Genomic DNA, 17,137 nt, shown 5'->3' with positions numbered 1-17,137 from the left:
AGGTCGGGTATTGATGCCCGACCTGCTGATAAACAACAGTATTCCCGCCTGCGCAGGAATGACGGCGTTTCTTGTTTTAGCTTCGCAATTCCGCTGCGCTACGCGGGCTGCCTATTCGGCGTTCAAATCATCCAATTCGGATTGCAAAATCACGCCGTAATCAGCATCCAAAACATACCGCCCCGCTTCCAAATCCTGCACATAGTTTTGCAAAAATTCGCGCAGGGAGTTGGCGATTTTTTCGCGTGCCGCGTCGTCGTGCCACATTTGGATGATTTGCCCTGCCGTGCCGCTTGGCGCTGGGTCTAGGTCTATCATTTTGCCGTTGCCGCCGCCGTCGGCTGAAAGCGGAATCCATTTGGGATTCCACCAAAAATCGGCTTTGATGCCTGCGTCTTCGGGTTCGCAGCCGTAGTCCGTGCCGTCGTCTTCTTGGAATGAGCCGTCGTCGTACAAATCTTTCCAAACCGCGTATTCGTCGATGATGCGGTCAATGCTCAACCATTCGTCGCTGGCAAACACACCGTCTATATCGGGTTCGCCGTTGGCAACGCGGTAGAGTTCTTTAAACTCTTCGGGCAGCGCGTAGCCGAGCGTTTGTTCCAGCTTGGCGAAATCAGCTTCGCTGGCACCGGCGTTCAGCTCAAAGTTCATGCCCAGCTCTTCGGCGGCTGCGGGGTATTTTTGCGCGAGGGCTTTGAGTTGGGCTTGCATGCGGGTAACAAGGTCTTTCATGGCGGTTTCCTTTGCGGGTGGGTGGATGAAATGGATTTCAGGCTGCCTTGAAGCGCATCGGGCAGCGAAGCCTTGCAAAAATGGGCGGCTGATGGCTTTTCAGGCTGCTTCGAGCCAAGGCAGCCTGAAAACGGGGTGAGATTATTCGCCCGACACTTTCTCAATCCCCTGCTGGGTTTTGATGCTTGCCGCCAGCGATTCAATGTAGTTTTGAATCAGGCTCTCGCCCATTTCTTGCGCCAGCGTTTGTTTGGCGTTGGCAAGGGCTTGGGGATTGCCAGCGGTTTGGATGGATTGCACTTCCACCAACTGCGGCGCGGCGGGCATATCCAACACGGCGTAAGCAGGTTTGCCGTTTTTCGGGATGGCTTGCATAAAGGCAAAATAGGCATCGTCGCTCAGATTGGCGCGCACTTGCAGCGGCACAACCTGCTCCACGGTCGACCACGCCACCGCGGGGTTGTTGCCCGCCGCCAGCTCTTTTTGCAGGTTTTTGGCGTGTTCCAGCGCCAAGCGGCGGCTTTCGGCGAGCTTGAAGCGTTCCGCTACGCGCGGTTTGGCTTGCTCAAAGGTTTCGGTGCTCTCGGTGCGGGTTTCGGTGGGGCGCACAAACCATGTTTCGCCGTCCACATTGATGGCGGCAGAGTTGAGTTTTTTACTGAACACGTCGCCCGCCAGCAAGGCTTCCGCCACGGCGGCGGGTATTTTCAGGCTGCCTGCGTTGGCGCGGGTTGTCCACTCGTTTTGCGTTTGCACGGTTAAACCGAATTGTTGCGCGGCAGGCTGCAATTTATCGCGCGCGCTGAACACGGCTTCGCTCAATGCTTCGCGTTGCTTGTTGTATTCTTGCTGCGCTTTTTTGGCTTGCAGGCTGCTGCGGATGCTGTCTTTTTGCGCCGCCAGCGACACATCGGCAATGTCGGTTACGCGCAAGACGTGGTAGCCAAAATCGCTTTCCACCACGCCGCTCACTTCGCCTTTGTTTAATGCAAATGCAGCGTCTTCTAAGGCTTTGCTGCCAATTTTGCCGTCTTGGGCAATCTCGCCCAAGTCGCCGCCGTTGGCTGCGCTGCCCACATCTTGCGAGGCGCGTTTGGCGATTTCGGCAAATTGCTCGGGATGGGCTTTGGCTTCGGCGGCGATTTTTTCGGCTTCGGCGCGGGCTTTTTCGCGCGTGGCGGCATCGGCGGATTTGGGCGCTTCAATCAAGATGTGCGACACGCGGCGTTTGGGTTTCAGACTGCCTTTGCTGGCGTTGTAGGCTGCTTCGATTTCGGCATCGCTCACGCTTTGCTTGCCGGCGATGTCTTTGGGCGAAAGCACGATGTATTCGAATTTTGCGCCTTGCGGCAGCAGGTAGTCTTTTTTGTTGGCCTCATAGTATTTTTTCAGCGCGGCATCGTCTGCTTTCACTTTGTCGGCAAAGGCTTGCGGGTTCAACACATAGGCGCGGGTGGAACGGGGGGCGAGCACAGCATTGATGACTTGCTGCGCTTGGAAATCAGACACGGCGTTGCTGTTTAAGGTTTGCAACAGCGCTGCCACGCTCAGGTTTTCGCGCTGCGCCTGCATAAACGATTCTTCGCTTTGGCGGGTGTTGGTCAGGTAGGCTTGGAACAGTTTGGGGTCAAATTTGCCGCTGGTGTCGTGGAACTGGGGGTTGTCCACCACGATTTGTTTGATTTGCTCGTCGCTGACCACGATGCCGAGCTGTTTGGCGCCTTCCAGCAAATAGGCGCGTTGCAACAGGGTTTGGAACACGGCTTCGCGGCTGGCCGGCTCGCCTGCGGCTTCGGTGTTTTGCACGGCTTGGTCGAGCGCGTAGCGGGTGATGATTTGGTCGCCCACTTTGACGATGTAGTTGTCGCGGGAAATGCCTTGCAGGGAAACAAAGCCGTAGCCCATGAAAGAAACGGCAATCAGCGAGAGCAGGATGGTAACGGGGGTGCGGAATTTATTGACTGAATGGAACATGGTGTTTGGGGGTTGCGTTGTGGTTGAAAGAAAAGGATGGGTAAACTGGTTTTCAGGCTGCCTGTGTTGCTTGGGCGCGCGGGAAAGGGTGGGAATTTTACCGTTTTGCGGGCGGCTTGTGTGGGGGATTTTTGCGGGCAACGGCAGCCTGAAAACGGGTTAGTTTTGCATTTTCAAGCTGCCTTGGGCGGCTTGTTTTGTGCCGCGCGTTTGCGCCGTGCTTCTTTGGGGTCGGCTTGCAGCGGGCGGTAGATTTCCACGCGGTCGCCTTCGCGCAGGATGTGGCTGTCTTTAACGGCTTTGCCGAAAATGCCCAGCGGGGCGGTGTGCGGTTGGGCTTCGGGGAAGTCGTTTAACACGGGGGCGGCGAGCGCGGCTTGGCGGGCGGTGCTGTTGGCAGGCAGCCTGAAACGGTAGAGCCGTTGTTGCTCGGCGGTGCCGTAGGCGACTTCGATGGTGATTTCGTTATCGTTTGCCATAGCGTTGGTTCGCTTCTTTTACAAATGCGTCCACCAGCTTGCCGGATACGCTGTTGAACACGGGGGCGATGAGGCGGCTGAGGATGCCGGTGAGTTCGTAGTTGAGGGTGAAGGTGATTTGGCAGATGTCGTCGCCTAGGTCGTCAAACTGCCATGTGCCGTGCAGGGATTTGAACGGGCCTTCCAGCAGGGTCATACGGATTTCGTGGTTGGGGATGTTGTGGTTGTGGGTGGCGAAGGATTGGGTGATGCCCATGTAGTCCATGTGTAGGCGGGCTTTGAGCTCGGTGTCGCTGCGGTAAAGCACTTCGCTGCGCCCGTACCACGGCAGGAATCGGGGGTAGTCTTCAACTTTGTCTACCAGCTGATACATTTGCGCGGCGCTGTGGGGGACGAGGACGGTTTTGTGGATGCGGATTTCGGACATGGCGGGATAAAGGAATTGCGGTTGTGTTTTCAGGCTGCCTCAGACGGCTAAGGCAGCCTGAAAAAGGGTTGGGGGTGTCGGGCGGTTGCCGTTGCCGTTTGGCTTGCATTTCGGTTTTCAGGCTGCCTCATTCAAGTCGGCTTCTTTCGGTTTTGGTTTGCGATGCCCATCAGCAACGCCAAAATAAACATAATAGACAGCGTTGCCGTGCCGCCATAGCTCACCAAGGGCAGCGGCACGCCCACCACAGGCAGGATGCCGCTCACCATGCCCATGTTCACAAAGGCGTAGCAGAAAAACGTCATCGTGAGCGCGCCGGCCAGCGTGCGGTTGTAAAGCGTTTTCGCCTGCCCCGCAATCACCAAGCCGCGCCCGAGTATCACCAGATACACAATCAGCAGCAAAACATTGCCGATTAAACCGAATTCTTCGCCATACACGGCAAAGATAAAGTCGGTGGTGGATTCGGGGATGTAGTCCAAATGCGTTTGCGTGCCGTTGAGCCAGCCCTTGCCCCACACGCCGCCCGAGCCGATGGCAATCATGGATTGCAGAATGTGGTAGCCCGCGCCCAGCGGGTCTTTGGATGGGTCCAGCAGGGTGAGCACGCGCTGTTTTTGGTAGTCGTGCATACCGTAATTCCACATCACGGGCAGCGCGGCGGCAAAGGCGATGATGGAGGCAAGCAGGGCTTTCCACGGCAGCCCCGCAAAGAAAATCACAAACAAGCCCGAAGCCATAATCAGCGTGGCGGTGCCCAAATCGGGCTGCTTCAAAATCAGGGCGACGGGCACGGCAATAATCGCCAGCGCGGCAAGATAATGGAACCACGAAAGGTTGTTTTCATAGCGCTGGAAAAACCACGCCACCGTCATCGGCAGCCCGATTTTCATGATTTCGGAAGGCTGCAAGCGCACAAAGCCGAGATTCAGCCAGCGCGTTGAGCCGTTTACCGTAACGCCAAAAAAATGCACGCCCAGCAGCAGCACCACGCCCAGCACATAAATCGGCAAGGCAAAATTGCTTAAAATGTTGGGGCGAATCCGCGCAAAAATCAGCAGCAAACCCATGCCCAAAATGGTGTGCAGGGTTTTGTTTTCCAGCCGCCCGATGTCTTGCCCATCGGCGGAGTAAAGCAAAAACATACTCATCAAATACACAGCCAGCATGGCGTAAAACAGCCATGGGTCTAGCGGATTCCAAAATAAGCGTTTGGCTTTGATGAGCAGGTTATCGTTGTGTTCTTGCATGGTTACGGTCTCTTGGCGGGCGCAGCGGTAGGCGCAGACGCTGGGGCAGAAGCAGGATTTGAGGCAGCCTGAAAATCGGGATGCGCGCGCGCCGCTTTTTCCTGCGCCGCCGCTTCAAAGGCAGCCTGAACATTGTTTTTCCGTTGCGCCGTCGGCACGGAAAGTTGCAGCAACGGATTGCTCGTGCGGCGCGCACCCGTGATGTCTTTGCTCACTTTATCCTGCTTCAATTGCAACAGATAATAATCAATCAGATGGCGTGCCACGGGCGCGGCGTTCACGCCCCAGCCTGCGTTTTCCAAAATCACGGCAACGGCGATTTGCGGCTTGTCCACAGGCGCAAAGGCGATAAACCAAGCGTGGTCGCGGTGTTGCACGCGCAGCGCGGCGGCGTTATAGCTTTTGCCCTGCGCGATTTGCACCACTTGCGCCGTGCCCGTTTTGCCGCCCATGGTGTAGCGTAAGCCCGCGCCGATTTTGGCCGCCGTGCCGCCGCCTTGCAACACCAGTTGCATCCCACGTTTCACATAATTGAAATTGCTTTGTTTATACGGCAACACGCGCTCGGGCTTAGGGTCAATCACGGTGATTTGTTGATTTTCATGGTCCAGCAGCTCTTTCACCAAATGCGGGCGGTACACTGTGCCGTTGTTTGCCAGCGTGGCGGTGGCGTGCGCCATTTGCAGCGGCGTGAACGTGTTATAGCCCTGCCCGATGCTCACCGGCACCATCTCGGCGGGATTCCAACGCTTCTGCTTTTCCGAGCCTTTCGCCCAGCGTTTTGCCTTCCAAGCAGGGCTGGGCAAAATGCCGCGATACTCGCCCGGCAAATCAATGCCCGTGCGCTCGCCAAAGCCAAACGAAGCCAGATACGGAAAGGCTTTTTCTATCCCCAATTCATAGCCTAGGCGATAGAAAAAAGTATCAGACGACACTTGAATCGCCCGCAGCAGCGTAACCGAGCCATGCCCACCTCGCGCCGCATCGCGAAATTGGTGCTTTGTCCCTGGGATGCTCCATGCACCAGGGGCAGGAACGTATGTGCCCTGCCCTATTTTGCCGCTTTCCAGCAGTGTCATCGCCATAAACGGCTTAAAGGTTGAACCCGGGGGATACATCCCTTGCGTTACGCGGTTGATTAACGGGCGCTGCCAATCTTCGTTCAGCGATTTCCAAGTGTCGCTGTCGATGCCGTCGATAAACACATTGGGGTCAAAATTGGGCTTGGACACAAACGCCAACACGCCGCCTGTTTGCGGGTCTATCGCCACCAACGCGCCACGGCGGTTGCCCATCAAGCGGTCGGCTTCTTTTTGCAAACGAATATCCATCGCCAAACGCAGCGTTTGCCCCGTTTGCGAGGGGTCGGAACGAATCACGCGCACAATATTGCCCGCCGCGTCTTTTTCCACTTCTTGATAACCCGGTGCACCGTGTAGCTGCTCTTCGTAATACGCCTCCAAGCCTGATTTGCCGATGTGGGTGGTGCCGCGATAGGCGGTTTCGCGCTTGTTTTCCACCAGCTTTTCCATGTCTTTATCGCTGATGCGCCCGATATAGCCCAAAAAATGCGCGGTCAATGCGCCAAACGGATATTCGCGGAAGGTGCGCGCGTTGATTTCCACGCCTTTAAAGCGATACAACTGCGCGGCAAGCGTGGAGGCTTCATCGGGGGTGAGTTTTAATTTTAAAGGGACTTTTTCGTAAGAGCGGTAATCGGCGCGGAATTTTTTGAAGCGGCGCAAATCATCCTCGGTTAAATTCACATAGGCTTTGAGCGATTCAATTAAATCGTCTTCTTTGCCTTCCACTTGGTTGGGGATGATTTCCAGCGAGTAAGCAGGATAGTTTTGCGCCAACACCACGCCGTTTACATCGGTGATTTCGCCACGAATGGGCGGTGTGGGAATCAGCGTGATGCGGTTGGTGGTGGCTTGGGCAACGTATTCGTTGTGCTTATACACTTGCAAAAACACAAACCGCGCCGCCAGGATGCCGAAAAAGATAAGAACAAAAACGAACGCCGCCACCAAACGCCAAATAAAATCGCGCTGGCGGTTGTGGGCGGGTTGCGGAAAGCTGCCTGAAAATTGACGAGGTGTTTTCATCGGCGAGAGTTCAGAAAATTCAAGAGAGAGACCATGATTTTATTCAACAACGGCCACAGCAAAGCGCCGACAACGGGCGAGAGAAAGACTGTCCAACCATAAAAATGATGCGTGTACCGCCAGCGCACTACCGTCAAAATCATTTCGCTGCACAGCAAGGCGGCAAAAATCACCACCGCCTGCACGCCGTAGTGGTACAACACAATCTGACGGCGGTTTTGGATAACGATATATGCGGCGATAACGTAGGCAAGCGCGTGCCCGCCCAGCGAAGCGTTGGTGCCGATATCCATCAACAAGCCGAGGATAAAAGCGGTGCCGATATCCACGTTTTGCGGACGGTTGATAATCCAATACATCAGCATCAACGCTGTAAATTCAGGCAGCCAATGAAACAGGCTGCCTGAAAGCGGGATGAAATCAATCAAAATAGCCAGCAAAAAGCTAATGTAAATCAAACGCTTTTGGATTTTGCTATACAGGGTTTCGGATTCGGTCATGGTTTTGCAGAAGATGAACCTGCCGCCGCAGAGGCAGCCTGAATAAGGGTGGAATCGGTTTGCGGCAACACCAAAACATATTTGCTCACCCGCAGCGCAGCCACGGGTTTAAGCTCCGCGCGGTAAAAAGGCGTGCCCGCATTACGGCTGGTGAGCAAGACTTTGGCGACGGGAATACCTGCGGGATACACGCTATCCAAGCCCGAAGTCACCAAAACATCATTCGGCTGCAAATCGGCATCGGTGGGGAAATAGCGCAGCTCAATATTGCCGCCGCCACCATAAAGCAAGGTGCGAACGCCTGTTCTCGCCACCATAACGGGGATGGTGTTGGTGGTGTCGGTGAGCAAATGCACTTCGGCGGTCAGCGGATGCACTTGGGTTACTTGCCCCATCAAACCCGCATCATCCACCACCGCATCGCCGGCGCGGATGTGGTCGTTTGTGCCTTTGTTGATGATGACTTTGCTGCCTATCGGCTCTTTGCCATTGGAAATGATTTCGGCGGCGGTGGTGATGGTTAAACCGTGGTTTTTCAATGCCAGCAACGACTGCAATTCTTCCAAGCGCTTGGTTTGCATATCCACTTGGCTGGCGTGCAAGCGCAGCTTGGCGTTTTCTTGCGTTAAGCGTTGGTTTTCGCTGAGCAGATAGGTTTGCGATTGCAACAAGGCGTTGCTGTATTCATACCATTCAACAGGCTTGTTGGCTAACCATTGCAAGGGATAAAGCGAGGTGGCAACGTATTGCTTGGCGGTTTTCACGGCGGAAAAATGGTTATCCAGCACCAATAAAGCGACGGATGCCAACGACAAGCAAATCAGTTTATTAACCGGGCGGATGCCACGTTGCGTAAAAGAAAGCGATTCAGACATTGGAACAGTTTTCAGGCAGCCTGAAAATCATTATGGGTTATTTACAAACACAGAATTCATTCTGCCAATCATTTCAAGTGCCTTGCCCGAGCCGCGTGCCACGCAAGTGAGTGCGTCTTCCGCAATCAACACGGGTAAGCCTGTTTCTTCGGCGAGCAAGCGGTCTAAACCTTTGAGCAATGCGCCGCCGCCTGTGAGCACCAAACCGCGTTCGGCGATGTCCGCGCCCAATTCGGGCGGGGTTTGCTCCAACGCGCTGCGAACGGCTTGCACAATTTGGCTTAATGGGTCGGCGAGAGCTTCCAGTACTTCGTTGGAGGTGATGGTGAACGAGCGCGGGATGCCCTCTGCCAAATTGCGCCCTTTTACGTCCATTTCGCTCACTTCGGTGCTGGGGAAAGCGGAGCCGATGCGTTTTTTGATTTCTTCGGCAGAGGCTTCGCCGATTAACATGCCGTAGTTGCGGCGAACGTATTGGATAATCGCTTCGTCAAACGTGTCGCCGCCCACGCGGATGGAATGCGAATACACCACGCCGTTCAGCGAAATCACACCCACTTCGGTGGTGCCGCCGCCAATATCCACCACCATAGAGCCTGTGGGTTCTTCAATGGGCAAGCCTGCGCCAATCGCGGCTGCCATCGGTTCTTCAATCAAATAAACGGCGGATGCGCCCGCTTCTTGCGCCGAATCGCGGATGGCTTTGCGCTCCACCTGCGTTGCGCCGCAAGGCACGCAAATCACAATGCGCGGCGCGGCTGCCCATTTGCTGCTGTTTACTTTGCGGATAAAAGCTTTGAGCATTTTGCCTGTAATCACAAAATCGGCAATCACGCCGTCTTTCATCGGGCGGATAGCTTGGATAGAACCTGGGGTGCGCCCCAGCATTTTTTTGGCTTCTGTGCCCACCGCCAGCGTTTCATTGCGCCCCGCGTTGTCCACCTGCACCGCTACGACAGAAGGTTCATCCAACACAATGCCTTTGCCTTTGATGTAAATCAGCGTATTGGCAGTACCCAAGTCAATCGCAATATCGTTAGAAAAATAACGCGTGAAGAAGTGCAGCATAAGAAGTCCTGAAAAATGATAAGAAACAATAATTAAAGCAGGGCATCCGCGGCAGGCAGCCTGAAATCGCCATGCTTTGCAATAGGTTTTCGGTTATAATCTCGCGCTTTGGCGGATAAAATAAACGCGCAATCATACCTTAATTTCACGAATTACCAAACTAAATTTAAGGATTTTAACCATGTCTTTAACGCTTAACGACGTTGAAAAAATCGCAAAACTTTCGCGCTTAACTTTAAGCGATGATGAAAAAAACAGCACGCTGGAAAAATTGAATGCCGTGTTTGAATTGGTAGAAAAAATGCAGGCGGTAAACACCGATGGCGTTGAGCCAATGGCGCATCCGCACGAAGTCGCCTTGCGCTTACGCGATGATGCGGTTACCGAAAGCGACCACGCGGCAGAATACTTGGCGGTTGCGCCCGAGGTGCGCCATCGGATGTATATTGTGCCGCATGTGATTGAGGAGTGAGATTTTTACAGAATTACCTAAATAGCAGTCTTGGGTAGTTTTATGCTGCATTGGTTTATTAATTCAAAACAGTTTTCAGGCTGCCTTTAAGCCATAGGCAGCCTGAAAACCCAACCCGCACAGCCCTGCCATGAACACCCCAAACCAACCAACAACATTGCGCCCCCTATGGAAAACGTGGTTAGTGTTTACCGTCATCGTTGCGATTCCCACATTATTCATAAAAATAACCGACAAAAGCCTATCCATCCCCGTTACCCTGCAAGCTAATTTTCAAACGTAATGGCGCATATGGCGACCTTTTGATACGCAAAGAAGCTGGTTTGAAATGGCATACTAGCGCAGTCAAAATGCGGAAAGGGAAAAAGAGTTACTAGGCGAATACGCCGTTTCCCAAGAAAGCGAAGAACACAACGCTATCGTTTTTACCGACACAGGAGAACCCATACTCATCCAATTGCAAGTAAACGGCAAAGGCTGCGTTTTTGAGCAACCGCCTGTCTCATCGCTCTCCGAAAAAACGGTCTCGCGCGATTTAATTGCTGATGATGGCAAGCCAAACACAACTTATTGGTTTGAGCTACCACAATGCTATCTTGCCGAGCATGCGGGCTGGAACGATTGGCAGTTAAAAGTGGTTTCCGTTGGCGACAAGCTAAAAGGCACAGAAACGGTGTTATGGATGCACTCGCCGTATGGCAACTTTAAAACCATACCCACGGGCATTTATGGCAAGCTAAACACCCTTTCTTCGCTGCTCTCTCTCGTTGTGTTACCGTTTTGGGCTTTAATATACGTTTGTTATACTGGTTATCACGCCAATTAAATTAACACGCAAAAAATAGTTTTCAGGCTGCCTCAGTCATTTTTTTTATTTCAAAACCAGAAAGAAAATCATGCCAACCACCTACACCCTAACCCAAGCCAGCAACCTGCTGCAAAGCAAAAAAATCTCCGCTGTTGAGCTAGCAACCGAATACCTTAACGCCATCAACGCGCGCAACCTATCCATCAACGGCTACATCACGCTAGACCCCGAAAAAACCCTAGCTGAAGCGCGCGCCGCCGACGAACGCATCGCGCAAGGCAACGCCCACGCGCTCACAGGCGTGCCGATTGCCTACAAAGACATCTTCTGCCAAACAGGCTGGCGCACCGCTTGCGCGTCCAAAATGCTGGACAACTTTGTTGCGCCCTACACCGCCACCGTGGTGCAAAATTTGTTGGACGCGGGCATGGTAACGCTGGGACGCACCAACATGGACGAATTTGCCATGGGTTCAAGCAACGAAACTTCGTTCTACGGTGCGGTTCACAATCCTTTTAATCCACAACACGTTGCGGGCGGTTCATCGGGTGGCTCAGCTGCCGTGGTTGCCGCGCGACTTGCTCCTGCTGCGCTGGGCTCGGACACAGGCGGCTCAATCCGCCAACCCGCATCGCATTGCGGCATCACAGGCTTGAAGCCCACCTACGGCATCGTTTCGCGCTTTGGCATGATTGCCTATGCATCCAGCTTTGACCAAGCTGGCCCCATGGCGCAAACCGCCGAAGATTGCGCTCTGTTGCTCAACCAAATGGCGAGCTTTGACGAGCGCGACAGCACCAGCCTAGAACGCGCCCGCGAAGACTATACCAGCCAATTAAATCAACCGCTTAAAGGCATGAAAATTGGCTTACCTAAAGAATACTTCACTCAAAACAACAGCGCAGACGTTCAGGCTGCCTTAGAAAACGCCAAAGCCCTGCTGCAAGCGCAAGGCGCTGAATTGATAGAAGTTTCGCTGCCGCAAACCGAGTTATCCATCCCTGCTTACTATGTGCTCGCATCTGCCGAAGCCAGCACCAATCTTTCACGCTATGACGGCGTGCGCTATGGGCATCGCGCCAAAGAGTTCGCCAATTTGGACGAAATGTACAGCAACACGCGCGCCGAAGGCTTTGGCAGCGAAGTCAAACGCCGCATCATGATTGGCACTTATGTGTTAAGCCACGGCTACTACGATGCCTATTATCTCAAAGCGCAAAAACTGCGCCGCTTGGTTGCCAACGATTTTCAGGCTGCCTTTAAACAATGCGACATAATTTTAGCTCCCGCCGCGCCAACTGCTGCACCCAAGCTCGGCGAGCTGAATCAAGACCCTGTGCAAGCCTATCTTTCTGATATTTATACGATTGCCGTTAATCTGGCGGGTCTGCCCGCATTGAGCCTGCCCGCAGGATTCAGCGCAGACGGCTTGCCCATCGGCGTGCAACTGATTGGCAATTATTTTGCTGAAGCCAAGATTTTAGGGGCGGCGCATCAAATGCAGTTGCATAGTGATTGGCATAGCAAAACGCCTGCGTGATGGTTTTCAGGCTGCCTTATCTTGTCCGATAGGCAGCCTGAAAGCGAGTTTGCGGGCTTGTGCGAAGTTAAATCTCATTCACATGCTTGTTCTACTTTCCATTCAACCTTTTCAGGCTGCCTTATCCTTCTCCGATAGGCAGCCTGAAAATTGTTTACGCCATTGCTCCATCCATTGAGCAAATAGTGTCGTCTCTGCTTTTTCAGGCTACCAATGCTGGGGTTTAAGCTAAGTTCTAATTGCCAACGGCAGCCTGAAAGCGAGCTTACAAGTTCACGCAAAACTAAAACCTATTCGCACACACGCTGCTCGCCCTATTTCCATTCAATCCCCATTCAACCTTTTCAGGCTGCCTTACCCTTCTCCGATAGGCAGCCTGAAAACTGTTTACGCCATTGCGCAATTCATTTAACGAATGTTGCCATCTCTACTTTTTTAGGCTGCCGATGCTGGGGTTTAAGCTAATTCCTAATCACCAATGGCAGCCTGCGCAGCGCAGCGAAAAACCGTCCACACCCCCCGCCCCCTTCCCAACCCACCGCCACCCGCTCAAATAATTGTAAACAAATTGTAAAGCTGCCATAATCGCCCCTCATTTCACTCACCCCACCAAAGGAAAAGTCATGGCCACACAAACCGCCAACGCGCTGCGTTTTCTTTCCATGGACACCGTTCAAGCCGCCAATTCCGGACACCCCGGTGCGCCCATGGGCATGGCAGACATGGCAGACGTGCTCTGGCGCGAATTTCTGCGCCACAACCCCAAAAATCCGAAATTCGCCAACCGCGACCGCTTTGTGCTGTCCAACGGACACGCCTCCGCGCTGCTGTATAGCCTGCTACATTTGAGCGGCTACAACCTTTCCACCGACGATTTGAAAAACTTTCGCCAACTGCACAGCAAAACCCCCGGCCATCCCGAATACGGCTACACCGACGGCGTGGAAACCACCACCGGCCCGCTGGGGCAAGGCATCGCCAACGCGGTGGGCATGGCTTTGGCGGAAAAATTGCTCGCTGCCGAATTCAACCGCGACGGCTTCCCGATTGTGAACCACCACACCTATGTGTTCCTTGGCGACGGCTGCCTGATGGAAGGCATTTCGCACGAAGCCGCCTCGCTGGCGGGCACGCTGGGCTTGGGCAAACTGATTGTTTTGTATGACGACAACAATATTTCCATCGACGGCAAAGTGGACGGCTGGTTCACCGAAAACATCCCGCAACGCTTTGAAAGCTACGGCTGGCACGTTGTGCCCAATGTGGACGGGCATAACCCCGATGCCATCCGCGCCGCCATCGCCGCCGCGCAAGCCGAAACGGGCAAACCCTCCATCATCTGCTGCAAAACGCTGATTGGCAAAGGCGCGGCAACCAAAGAGGGCAGCCACAAAACCCACGGCGCACCGTTGGGCGCGGAAGAAATCGCCGCCACGCGCCAACATTTGGGCTGGCCGCACGCGCCGTTTAACATCCCCGCCGAGGTATACGCCGCTTGGGATGCCACACAAAAAGGCGAAAAACTGGAAGCCGAGTGGAACACGCTGTTCGCCGACTACCAAACGCAATACCCTGAATTGGCGGCGGAATTTGCGCGCCGCATGGCAGGCAGGCTGCCTGAAAACTTTGACCGCGCCATTGATGCCGCCCTCAGCGAAATCGCGCAAAAAGCCGAAAAAATCGCCACGCGCAAAGCCAGCCAAAACAGCATTGAAGTGCTGGCGAAAGTGTTGCCCGAACTGGTGGGCGGCTCGGCGGATTTAACCCCGTCCAACCTCACCGATTGGTCAGGCAGCGTTTCGGTAACGAAAAACGGCGGTGGCAACTATATCCACTACGGCGTGCGCGAATTCGGCATGGCGGCGATGATGAACGGCATGGCGCTGCACGGCGGTGTGAAACCGTTTGGCGCAACGTTTCTGATGTTCAGCGAATATGCACGCAACGCTTTGCGCATGGCGGCGTTGATGAAAATCAACCCTGTGTTTGTGTTCACGCATGACAGCATCGGCTTAGGCGAGGACGGCCCGACGCACCAACCCGTTGAGCAAACCGCTACGCTGCGCCTGATTCCGAACATGGACGTTTGGCGGCCTTGCGACACCGCCGAAAGCCTGATTGCGTGGGCGGAAGCAGTGAAAGCGTCCGACCACCCCAGCTGCCTGATTTTCAGCCGCCAAAACCTGCCCTATATCCCGCGCAGCACAGACACCCTCGACAAAATTTGTCGCGGCGGCTATGTGATACAAGAGGCGGCGGGCAAAGCGCAGGCGGTGATTATCGCCACCGGCTCGGAAGTGGAATTGGCGTTGAACGCACAAAAAGCGTTAGCAGAACAAGGCATTGCGGTTAGCGTGGTTTCTATGCCGTGCACCAATGTGTTTGACCGCCAGCCTGCGGCGTATCGCGCGGCGGTGCTGCCTGCCGATTTGCCCAAAGTGGCGGTGGAAGCGGGCGTGTCGGACGGCTGGTATAAATATGTGGGGCTGAACGGCAAGGTGGTGGGCTTGGACAGATTCGGCGAATCTGCGCCGGCAGACGAGCTGTTTAAGCTGTTCGGCTTTACCGTGGACAATGTGGTGGCGGCGGTGAAAGCGGTGCTGTAAGCCGTGGTTGAATGTTGAATAGGCAGCCTGAAACGGATTTTCAGGCTGCCTTTTATCTTTTGAACGATTGGAAGTGCGATGAACCAAACCAAAGCGCTTGCTTTTTTGTGCCGACATCAGCCGTTGTCTGATAGCGTGCGCTATTGGGTTAGGCAGGCGGCGATGGCGTTTGCCGACCCTTCGCCGGTGGCGGGCTTGATGATTTCGCTGCGTTCGGCGGATGAGGATATTCGTGAATGCGCGGCAGATGCTTTGGCGTTTTGCCGACGGTAGCGGCAGCCTGAAATGGGGTTTCAGGCTGCTTTTTTGTTGGCGTGGCGATGCGTTATGGGCAGCCTGAAAATGGCGGATGCTGTGCACGGGGTGCAGGGGCTTGCCCCTGCTCGTGGTAGGCGGCGAAACGCCTGTGCGGGCAGAACGGGCAATGGCAGCCTGAAACGAGAAAGGGGTTTCAGGCTGCCTCCAAATCGATGATTTCCATGCCGAGCTGAGGCATAAGGCGGTAGAGATGCGCGTAGCTAGGGCGGCGGAACAGTTCATCCGGCGGGCGGATGCTGTGGATGCAGACGTTGGGGAACCGGCTGACGTTGAACGCGGCGGTGCTGGCCAGATGATAGATGTGGACGGGGGTGTGCGGCTGTTGGCGGATGTGTTGCAGCAGCCAGTCTTCAAAGATGAGCGGGGTGCGGATGTAGTTGAGATTGGGGATGGGGTGGTGTTCGCGCGGGTGGGGGAAATAGTGGGTGATGGGGAAGCGCTCGGCGATGCGTTGCATCAGGGCGGTGTTGCGCGGGGCTTCGAGGTAGAGCGGCTGCCCGAGCAGGATGTGAATGGGGGCGGTTGGGGCGGGGCTGGGCTGGATTTCAGGCTGCCTTGCCACAGTTGCAGGGGACGGGTGGGGGCGGCGATGTTGGGTAGGTTGGGGTACAGCGTGTGGTGCAGGCGGCTGAGGCGACGCAGGCTTTGGGTGGTGCATCTGATGCCGCGCAGGGCGTTGAGCAGGCGGCGCTTGGGGCTGTCGTTTTGGTAGAGGAGGCTTTGCGGGTAGAGATTGCCTGTGCCGTCGTCGAAGGTTTCAAGGCGGTCGAATGTCAGGCGGCTGGCGGGGTATTGCACGTTGGCGTTGTCGATACTGGCGGCGTAAAGCGTGTGGTAACGGCTGTCTAGCCCGTCAAGCAGGCGCGGTAGGGCGAAAGCGCGTTGCCACGGGCGGCGGGGGACGATGTGGTAGCGGCTGCGGCGGCATTGGGCGGCGGTTTGTTGGTAATAATGCTGGAATTTGGCGTTGTCGGCTTCGGGGTAGCACACCATCAGCAGGTCGGCAGGTTGGGCGGTTTGGCGGATGAGCGCTTGGGCGATGAGGGCTTGCAGGGGGGTGAGGCAGATGAAGAGGTTGGGCATGGTGTGAGGTGGGATGAATGGGCGGAGGAGATGGGGCAGCCTGAAGTGGGGTTTGTGGCTTGGGCTGTGTGAATTAGTGCGTTTCAGGCTGCCTTTTGGATTGGGCAGCGGTTTGGCTGTGCTGATTGGCGATGCTTTGGCATTTGTCGGCAAGCCGCCGACGCTCCATTTTTGGTTTTCAGGCTGCCTTTGGGGTGTGCGCTATGCGTTATCGGGCTGGATAAACCGCCATTCGCCTGCGGCTAAATCTTGGGTGTCCCAGTCGCCAAACTGCTGGCGGTGGAGCTGGGCAACGCGGTTGCCAGCGGCGGCTATCATGCGTTTGACTTGGTGGTATTTGCCTTCGGTGATGGTCATCAGCAGGGTGGTGGGGGTTTGCAAGATGGCTTCTTGCGCGGCAACGGTTTCGTTGTCGTCGTGCAGCAATACGCCGTTTTTCAGGCTGCTGCATAGGGTGTCGCTGGCCGGGTGTTTGAGCGTGATGCGGTAGATTTTGGCGACTTTGTGTTTGGGGCTGGTCATGCGGTGGTTGAATTGCCCGTCGTTGGTGATGAGCAGCACGCCTGTGGTGCCGGCATCCAGCCGCCCGATGGCTTGGATGTCGGCGGCACGGATTTGGTCGGGCAGCAGGGTGAACACGCTGGGGTAGTCGCGCGGTTTGTGGGAGACTTCGTAGTCGGCGGGTTTGTTGAGCAGGATGTAGAAATGCGGCAGCGGGATGATGAGCGCGTCTTCGCCTTCTATGGTTAGGCTGCGGACGTTTTCAGGCTGCACTTCGGCTTTGTCGCTGGCGATGGTGGCGCCGTTGATTTGCACGAGTTGGTGTTTGACGAGCCATTGGCAGCCTTTGCGGGTGTCTATGCCTTGGGCTTGCAGATATTTGATGATATTCAT

The 17,137-nt window shown here is 55.0% G+C and carries 19 protein-coding genes; 5 read left to right on the top strand and 14 right to left on the bottom strand.

The annotated features are described in order from the left end of the window. Window positions 1-111 precede the first annotated feature (111 nt). The 10 genes from JDW22_RS00175 to JDW22_RS00130 form a co-directional block, all read right to left on the bottom strand. Window positions 112-735 (bottom strand): SMI1/KNR4 family protein, encoded by a 624-nt coding sequence (locus JDW22_RS00175; protein WP_200520876.1) that lies wholly within the window; start codon window positions 733-735, stop codon window positions 112-114. Further along, a complete protein-coding gene (locus tag JDW22_RS00170; protein WP_200520875.1) occupies window positions 732-899 on the bottom strand; it encodes a hypothetical protein in 168 nt (55 codons plus the stop codon). Before JDW22_RS00170 ends, JDW22_RS00175 begins: the two co-directional genes overlap by 4 nt. Then, complete coding sequence (locus tag JDW22_RS00165; protein ID WP_235964641.1) at window positions 877-2,850, bottom strand: SurA N-terminal domain-containing protein; 1,974 nt, start codon at window positions 2,848-2,850, stop codon at window positions 877-879. Before JDW22_RS00165 ends, JDW22_RS00170 begins: the two co-directional genes overlap by 23 nt. 32 nt (window positions 2,851-2,882) lie before the next feature. Beyond that, window positions 2,883-3,188: an RnfH family protein gene (locus JDW22_RS00160; RefSeq protein ID WP_003796658.1), complete on the bottom strand. Its 306-nt coding sequence runs from the start codon at window positions 3,186-3,188 to the stop codon at window positions 2,883-2,885. Beyond that, window positions 3,175-3,615 (bottom strand): type II toxin-antitoxin system RatA family toxin, encoded by a 441-nt coding sequence (locus JDW22_RS00155; protein ID WP_200520874.1) that lies wholly within the window; start codon window positions 3,613-3,615, stop codon window positions 3,175-3,177. Before JDW22_RS00155 ends, JDW22_RS00160 begins: the two co-directional genes overlap by 14 nt. A gap of 131 nt (window positions 3,616-3,746) precedes the next feature. After that, window positions 3,747-4,865: a rod shape-determining protein RodA gene (gene rodA / locus JDW22_RS00150; RefSeq protein WP_200520873.1), complete on the bottom strand. Its 1,119-nt coding sequence runs from the start codon at window positions 4,863-4,865 to the stop codon at window positions 3,747-3,749. A 2-nt stretch (window positions 4,866-4,867) separates the two neighbouring features. Beyond that, window positions 4,868-6,973 carry a penicillin-binding protein 2 gene (gene mrdA / locus JDW22_RS00145; protein WP_200520872.1) on the bottom strand — a complete coding sequence of 702 codons (2,106 nt, stop codon included), beginning with the start codon at window positions 6,971-6,973 and terminating at the stop codon, window positions 4,868-4,870. Beyond that, on the bottom strand, window positions 6,970-7,473 hold the full coding sequence (mreD, locus tag JDW22_RS00140) for a rod shape-determining protein MreD (RefSeq protein ID WP_003796666.1): 504 nt from the start codon (window positions 7,471-7,473) through the stop codon (window positions 6,970-6,972). Before mreD ends, mrdA begins: the two co-directional genes overlap by 4 nt. Beyond that, a complete protein-coding gene (gene mreC, locus JDW22_RS00135; protein WP_200520871.1) occupies window positions 7,470-8,348 on the bottom strand; it encodes a rod shape-determining protein MreC in 879 nt (292 codons plus the stop codon). Before mreC ends, mreD begins: the two co-directional genes overlap by 4 nt. Window positions 8,349-8,378: 30 nt before the next feature. Next, window positions 8,379-9,416 (bottom strand): rod shape-determining protein, encoded by a 1,038-nt coding sequence (locus tag JDW22_RS00130; protein ID WP_003796669.1) that lies wholly within the window; start codon window positions 9,414-9,416, stop codon window positions 8,379-8,381. A gap of 181 nt (window positions 9,417-9,597) precedes the next feature. On the opposite strand from JDW22_RS00130, the gene gatC reads away from it, so the two are divergent. From gatC to gatA, 3 genes are all read left to right on the top strand, one after another. Continuing rightward, a complete protein-coding gene (gatC, locus tag JDW22_RS00125; protein WP_200520870.1) occupies window positions 9,598-9,888 on the top strand; it encodes an Asp-tRNA(Asn)/Glu-tRNA(Gln) amidotransferase subunit GatC in 291 nt (96 codons plus the stop codon). Window positions 9,889-10,345: 457 nt separating this feature from the next. Then, window positions 10,346-10,714: a hypothetical protein gene (locus tag JDW22_RS00120; RefSeq protein ID WP_200520869.1), complete on the top strand. Its 369-nt coding sequence runs from the start codon at window positions 10,346-10,348 to the stop codon at window positions 10,712-10,714. Between the two features lie 70 nt (window positions 10,715-10,784). Next, the gene (gatA, locus tag JDW22_RS00115; RefSeq protein WP_200520868.1) at window positions 10,785-12,236 is read left to right on the top strand and encodes an Asp-tRNA(Asn)/Glu-tRNA(Gln) amidotransferase subunit GatA; all 1,452 of its coding nucleotides are present in this window, start codon (window positions 10,785-10,787) and stop codon (window positions 12,234-12,236) included. A 74-nt stretch (window positions 12,237-12,310) separates the two neighbouring features. On the opposite strand, the gene JDW22_RS00110 is transcribed toward gatA, so the two are convergent. After that, window positions 12,311-12,517, bottom strand: coding sequence for a hypothetical protein (locus JDW22_RS00110; RefSeq protein ID WP_200520867.1), 207 nt, complete (start codon window positions 12,515-12,517; stop codon window positions 12,311-12,313). Between the two features lie 342 nt (window positions 12,518-12,859). Here JDW22_RS00110 and tkt point away from each other — a divergent pair, with 342 nt between their 5' ends. Continuing rightward, the gene (tkt, locus tag JDW22_RS00105) at window positions 12,860-14,842 is read left to right on the top strand and encodes a transketolase (RefSeq protein WP_200520866.1); all 1,983 of its coding nucleotides are present in this window, start codon (window positions 12,860-12,862) and stop codon (window positions 14,840-14,842) included. A 78-nt stretch (window positions 14,843-14,920) separates the two neighbouring features. Beyond that, window positions 14,921-15,115, top strand: coding sequence for a hypothetical protein (locus JDW22_RS00100; protein WP_200520865.1), 195 nt, complete (start codon window positions 14,921-14,923; stop codon window positions 15,113-15,115). A 178-nt stretch (window positions 15,116-15,293) separates the two neighbouring features. Here the strand turns inward: JDW22_RS00100 and JDW22_RS13800 are convergent, their stop codons facing one another. The 3 genes from JDW22_RS13800 to JDW22_RS00090 all read right to left on the bottom strand — a co-directional run bounded on the left by JDW22_RS13800 (window position 15,294) and on the right by JDW22_RS00090 (window position 17,137). Further along, a complete protein-coding gene (locus JDW22_RS13800; RefSeq protein WP_329610680.1) occupies window positions 15,294-15,722 on the bottom strand; it encodes a glycosyltransferase family 52 in 429 nt (142 codons plus the stop codon). Next, the gene (locus tag JDW22_RS13795) at window positions 15,617-16,243 is read right to left on the bottom strand and encodes a glycosyltransferase family 52 (protein ID WP_268884198.1); all 627 of its coding nucleotides are present in this window, start codon (window positions 16,241-16,243) and stop codon (window positions 15,617-15,619) included. The genes JDW22_RS13800 and JDW22_RS13795 overlap by 106 nt, the downstream gene beginning before the upstream one ends. A gap of 201 nt (window positions 16,244-16,444) precedes the next feature. Then, window positions 16,445-17,137, bottom strand: a complete 693-nt coding sequence (locus tag JDW22_RS00090) for a 16S rRNA pseudouridine(516) synthase (protein WP_200520864.1) — start codon at window positions 17,135-17,137, stop codon at window positions 16,445-16,447.

Origin of the sequence: Kingella bonacorsii (genome assembly GCF_016623605.1) — a bacterium.
Lineage (GTDB): Bacteria > Pseudomonadota > Gammaproteobacteria > Burkholderiales > Neisseriaceae > Kingella_B > Kingella_B oralis.
This window is presented reverse-complemented; position numbering and strand designations above follow the sequence as displayed.

What these genes read in the sequence shown, in the direction of transcription:
- gatA (WP_200520868.1), top strand. Translation starts at nt 10,785, where the DNA reads ATGCCAACCACCTACACCCTAACCCAAGCCAGCAACCTGCTGCAAAGC.
- JDW22_RS00175 (WP_200520876.1), bottom strand. Translation starts at nt 735, where the DNA reads ATGAAAGACCTTGTTACCCGCATGCAAGCCCAACTCAAAGCCCTCGCG.
- gatC (WP_200520870.1), top strand. Translation starts at nt 9,598, where the DNA reads ATGTCTTTAACGCTTAACGACGTTGAAAAAATCGCAAAACTTTCGCGC.
- JDW22_RS00130 (WP_003796669.1), bottom strand. Translation starts at nt 9,416, where the DNA reads ATGCTGCACTTCTTCACGCGTTATTTTTCTAACGATATTGCGATTGAC.
- tkt (WP_200520866.1), top strand. Translation starts at nt 12,860, where the DNA reads ATGGCCACACAAACCGCCAACGCGCTGCGTTTTCTTTCCATGGACACC.
- JDW22_RS00155 (WP_200520874.1), bottom strand. Translation starts at nt 3,615, where the DNA reads ATGTCCGAAATCCGCATCCACAAAACCGTCCTCGTCCCCCACAGCGCC.
- rodA (WP_200520873.1), bottom strand. Translation starts at nt 4,865, where the DNA reads ATGCAAGAACACAACGATAACCTGCTCATCAAAGCCAAACGCTTATTT.
- JDW22_RS13795 (WP_268884198.1), bottom strand. Translation starts at nt 16,243, where the DNA reads ATGCCCAACCTCTTCATCTGCCTCACCCCCCTGCAAGCCCTCATCGCC.
- mrdA (WP_200520872.1), bottom strand. Translation starts at nt 6,973, where the DNA reads ATGAAAACACCTCGTCAATTTTCAGGCAGCTTTCCGCAACCCGCCCAC.
- JDW22_RS00100 (WP_200520865.1), top strand. Translation starts at nt 14,921, where the DNA reads ATGAACCAAACCAAAGCGCTTGCTTTTTTGTGCCGACATCAGCCGTTG.
- mreD (WP_003796666.1), bottom strand. Translation starts at nt 7,473, where the DNA reads ATGACCGAATCCGAAACCCTGTATAGCAAAATCCAAAAGCGTTTGATT.
- mreC (WP_200520871.1), bottom strand. Translation starts at nt 8,348, where the DNA reads ATGTCTGAATCGCTTTCTTTTACGCAACGTGGCATCCGCCCGGTTAAT.
- JDW22_RS00160 (WP_003796658.1), bottom strand. Translation starts at nt 3,188, where the DNA reads ATGGCAAACGATAACGAAATCACCATCGAAGTCGCCTACGGCACCGCC.
- JDW22_RS00090 (WP_200520864.1), bottom strand. Translation starts at nt 17,137, where the DNA reads ATGAATATCATCAAATATCTGCAAGCCCAAGGCATAGACACCCGCAAA.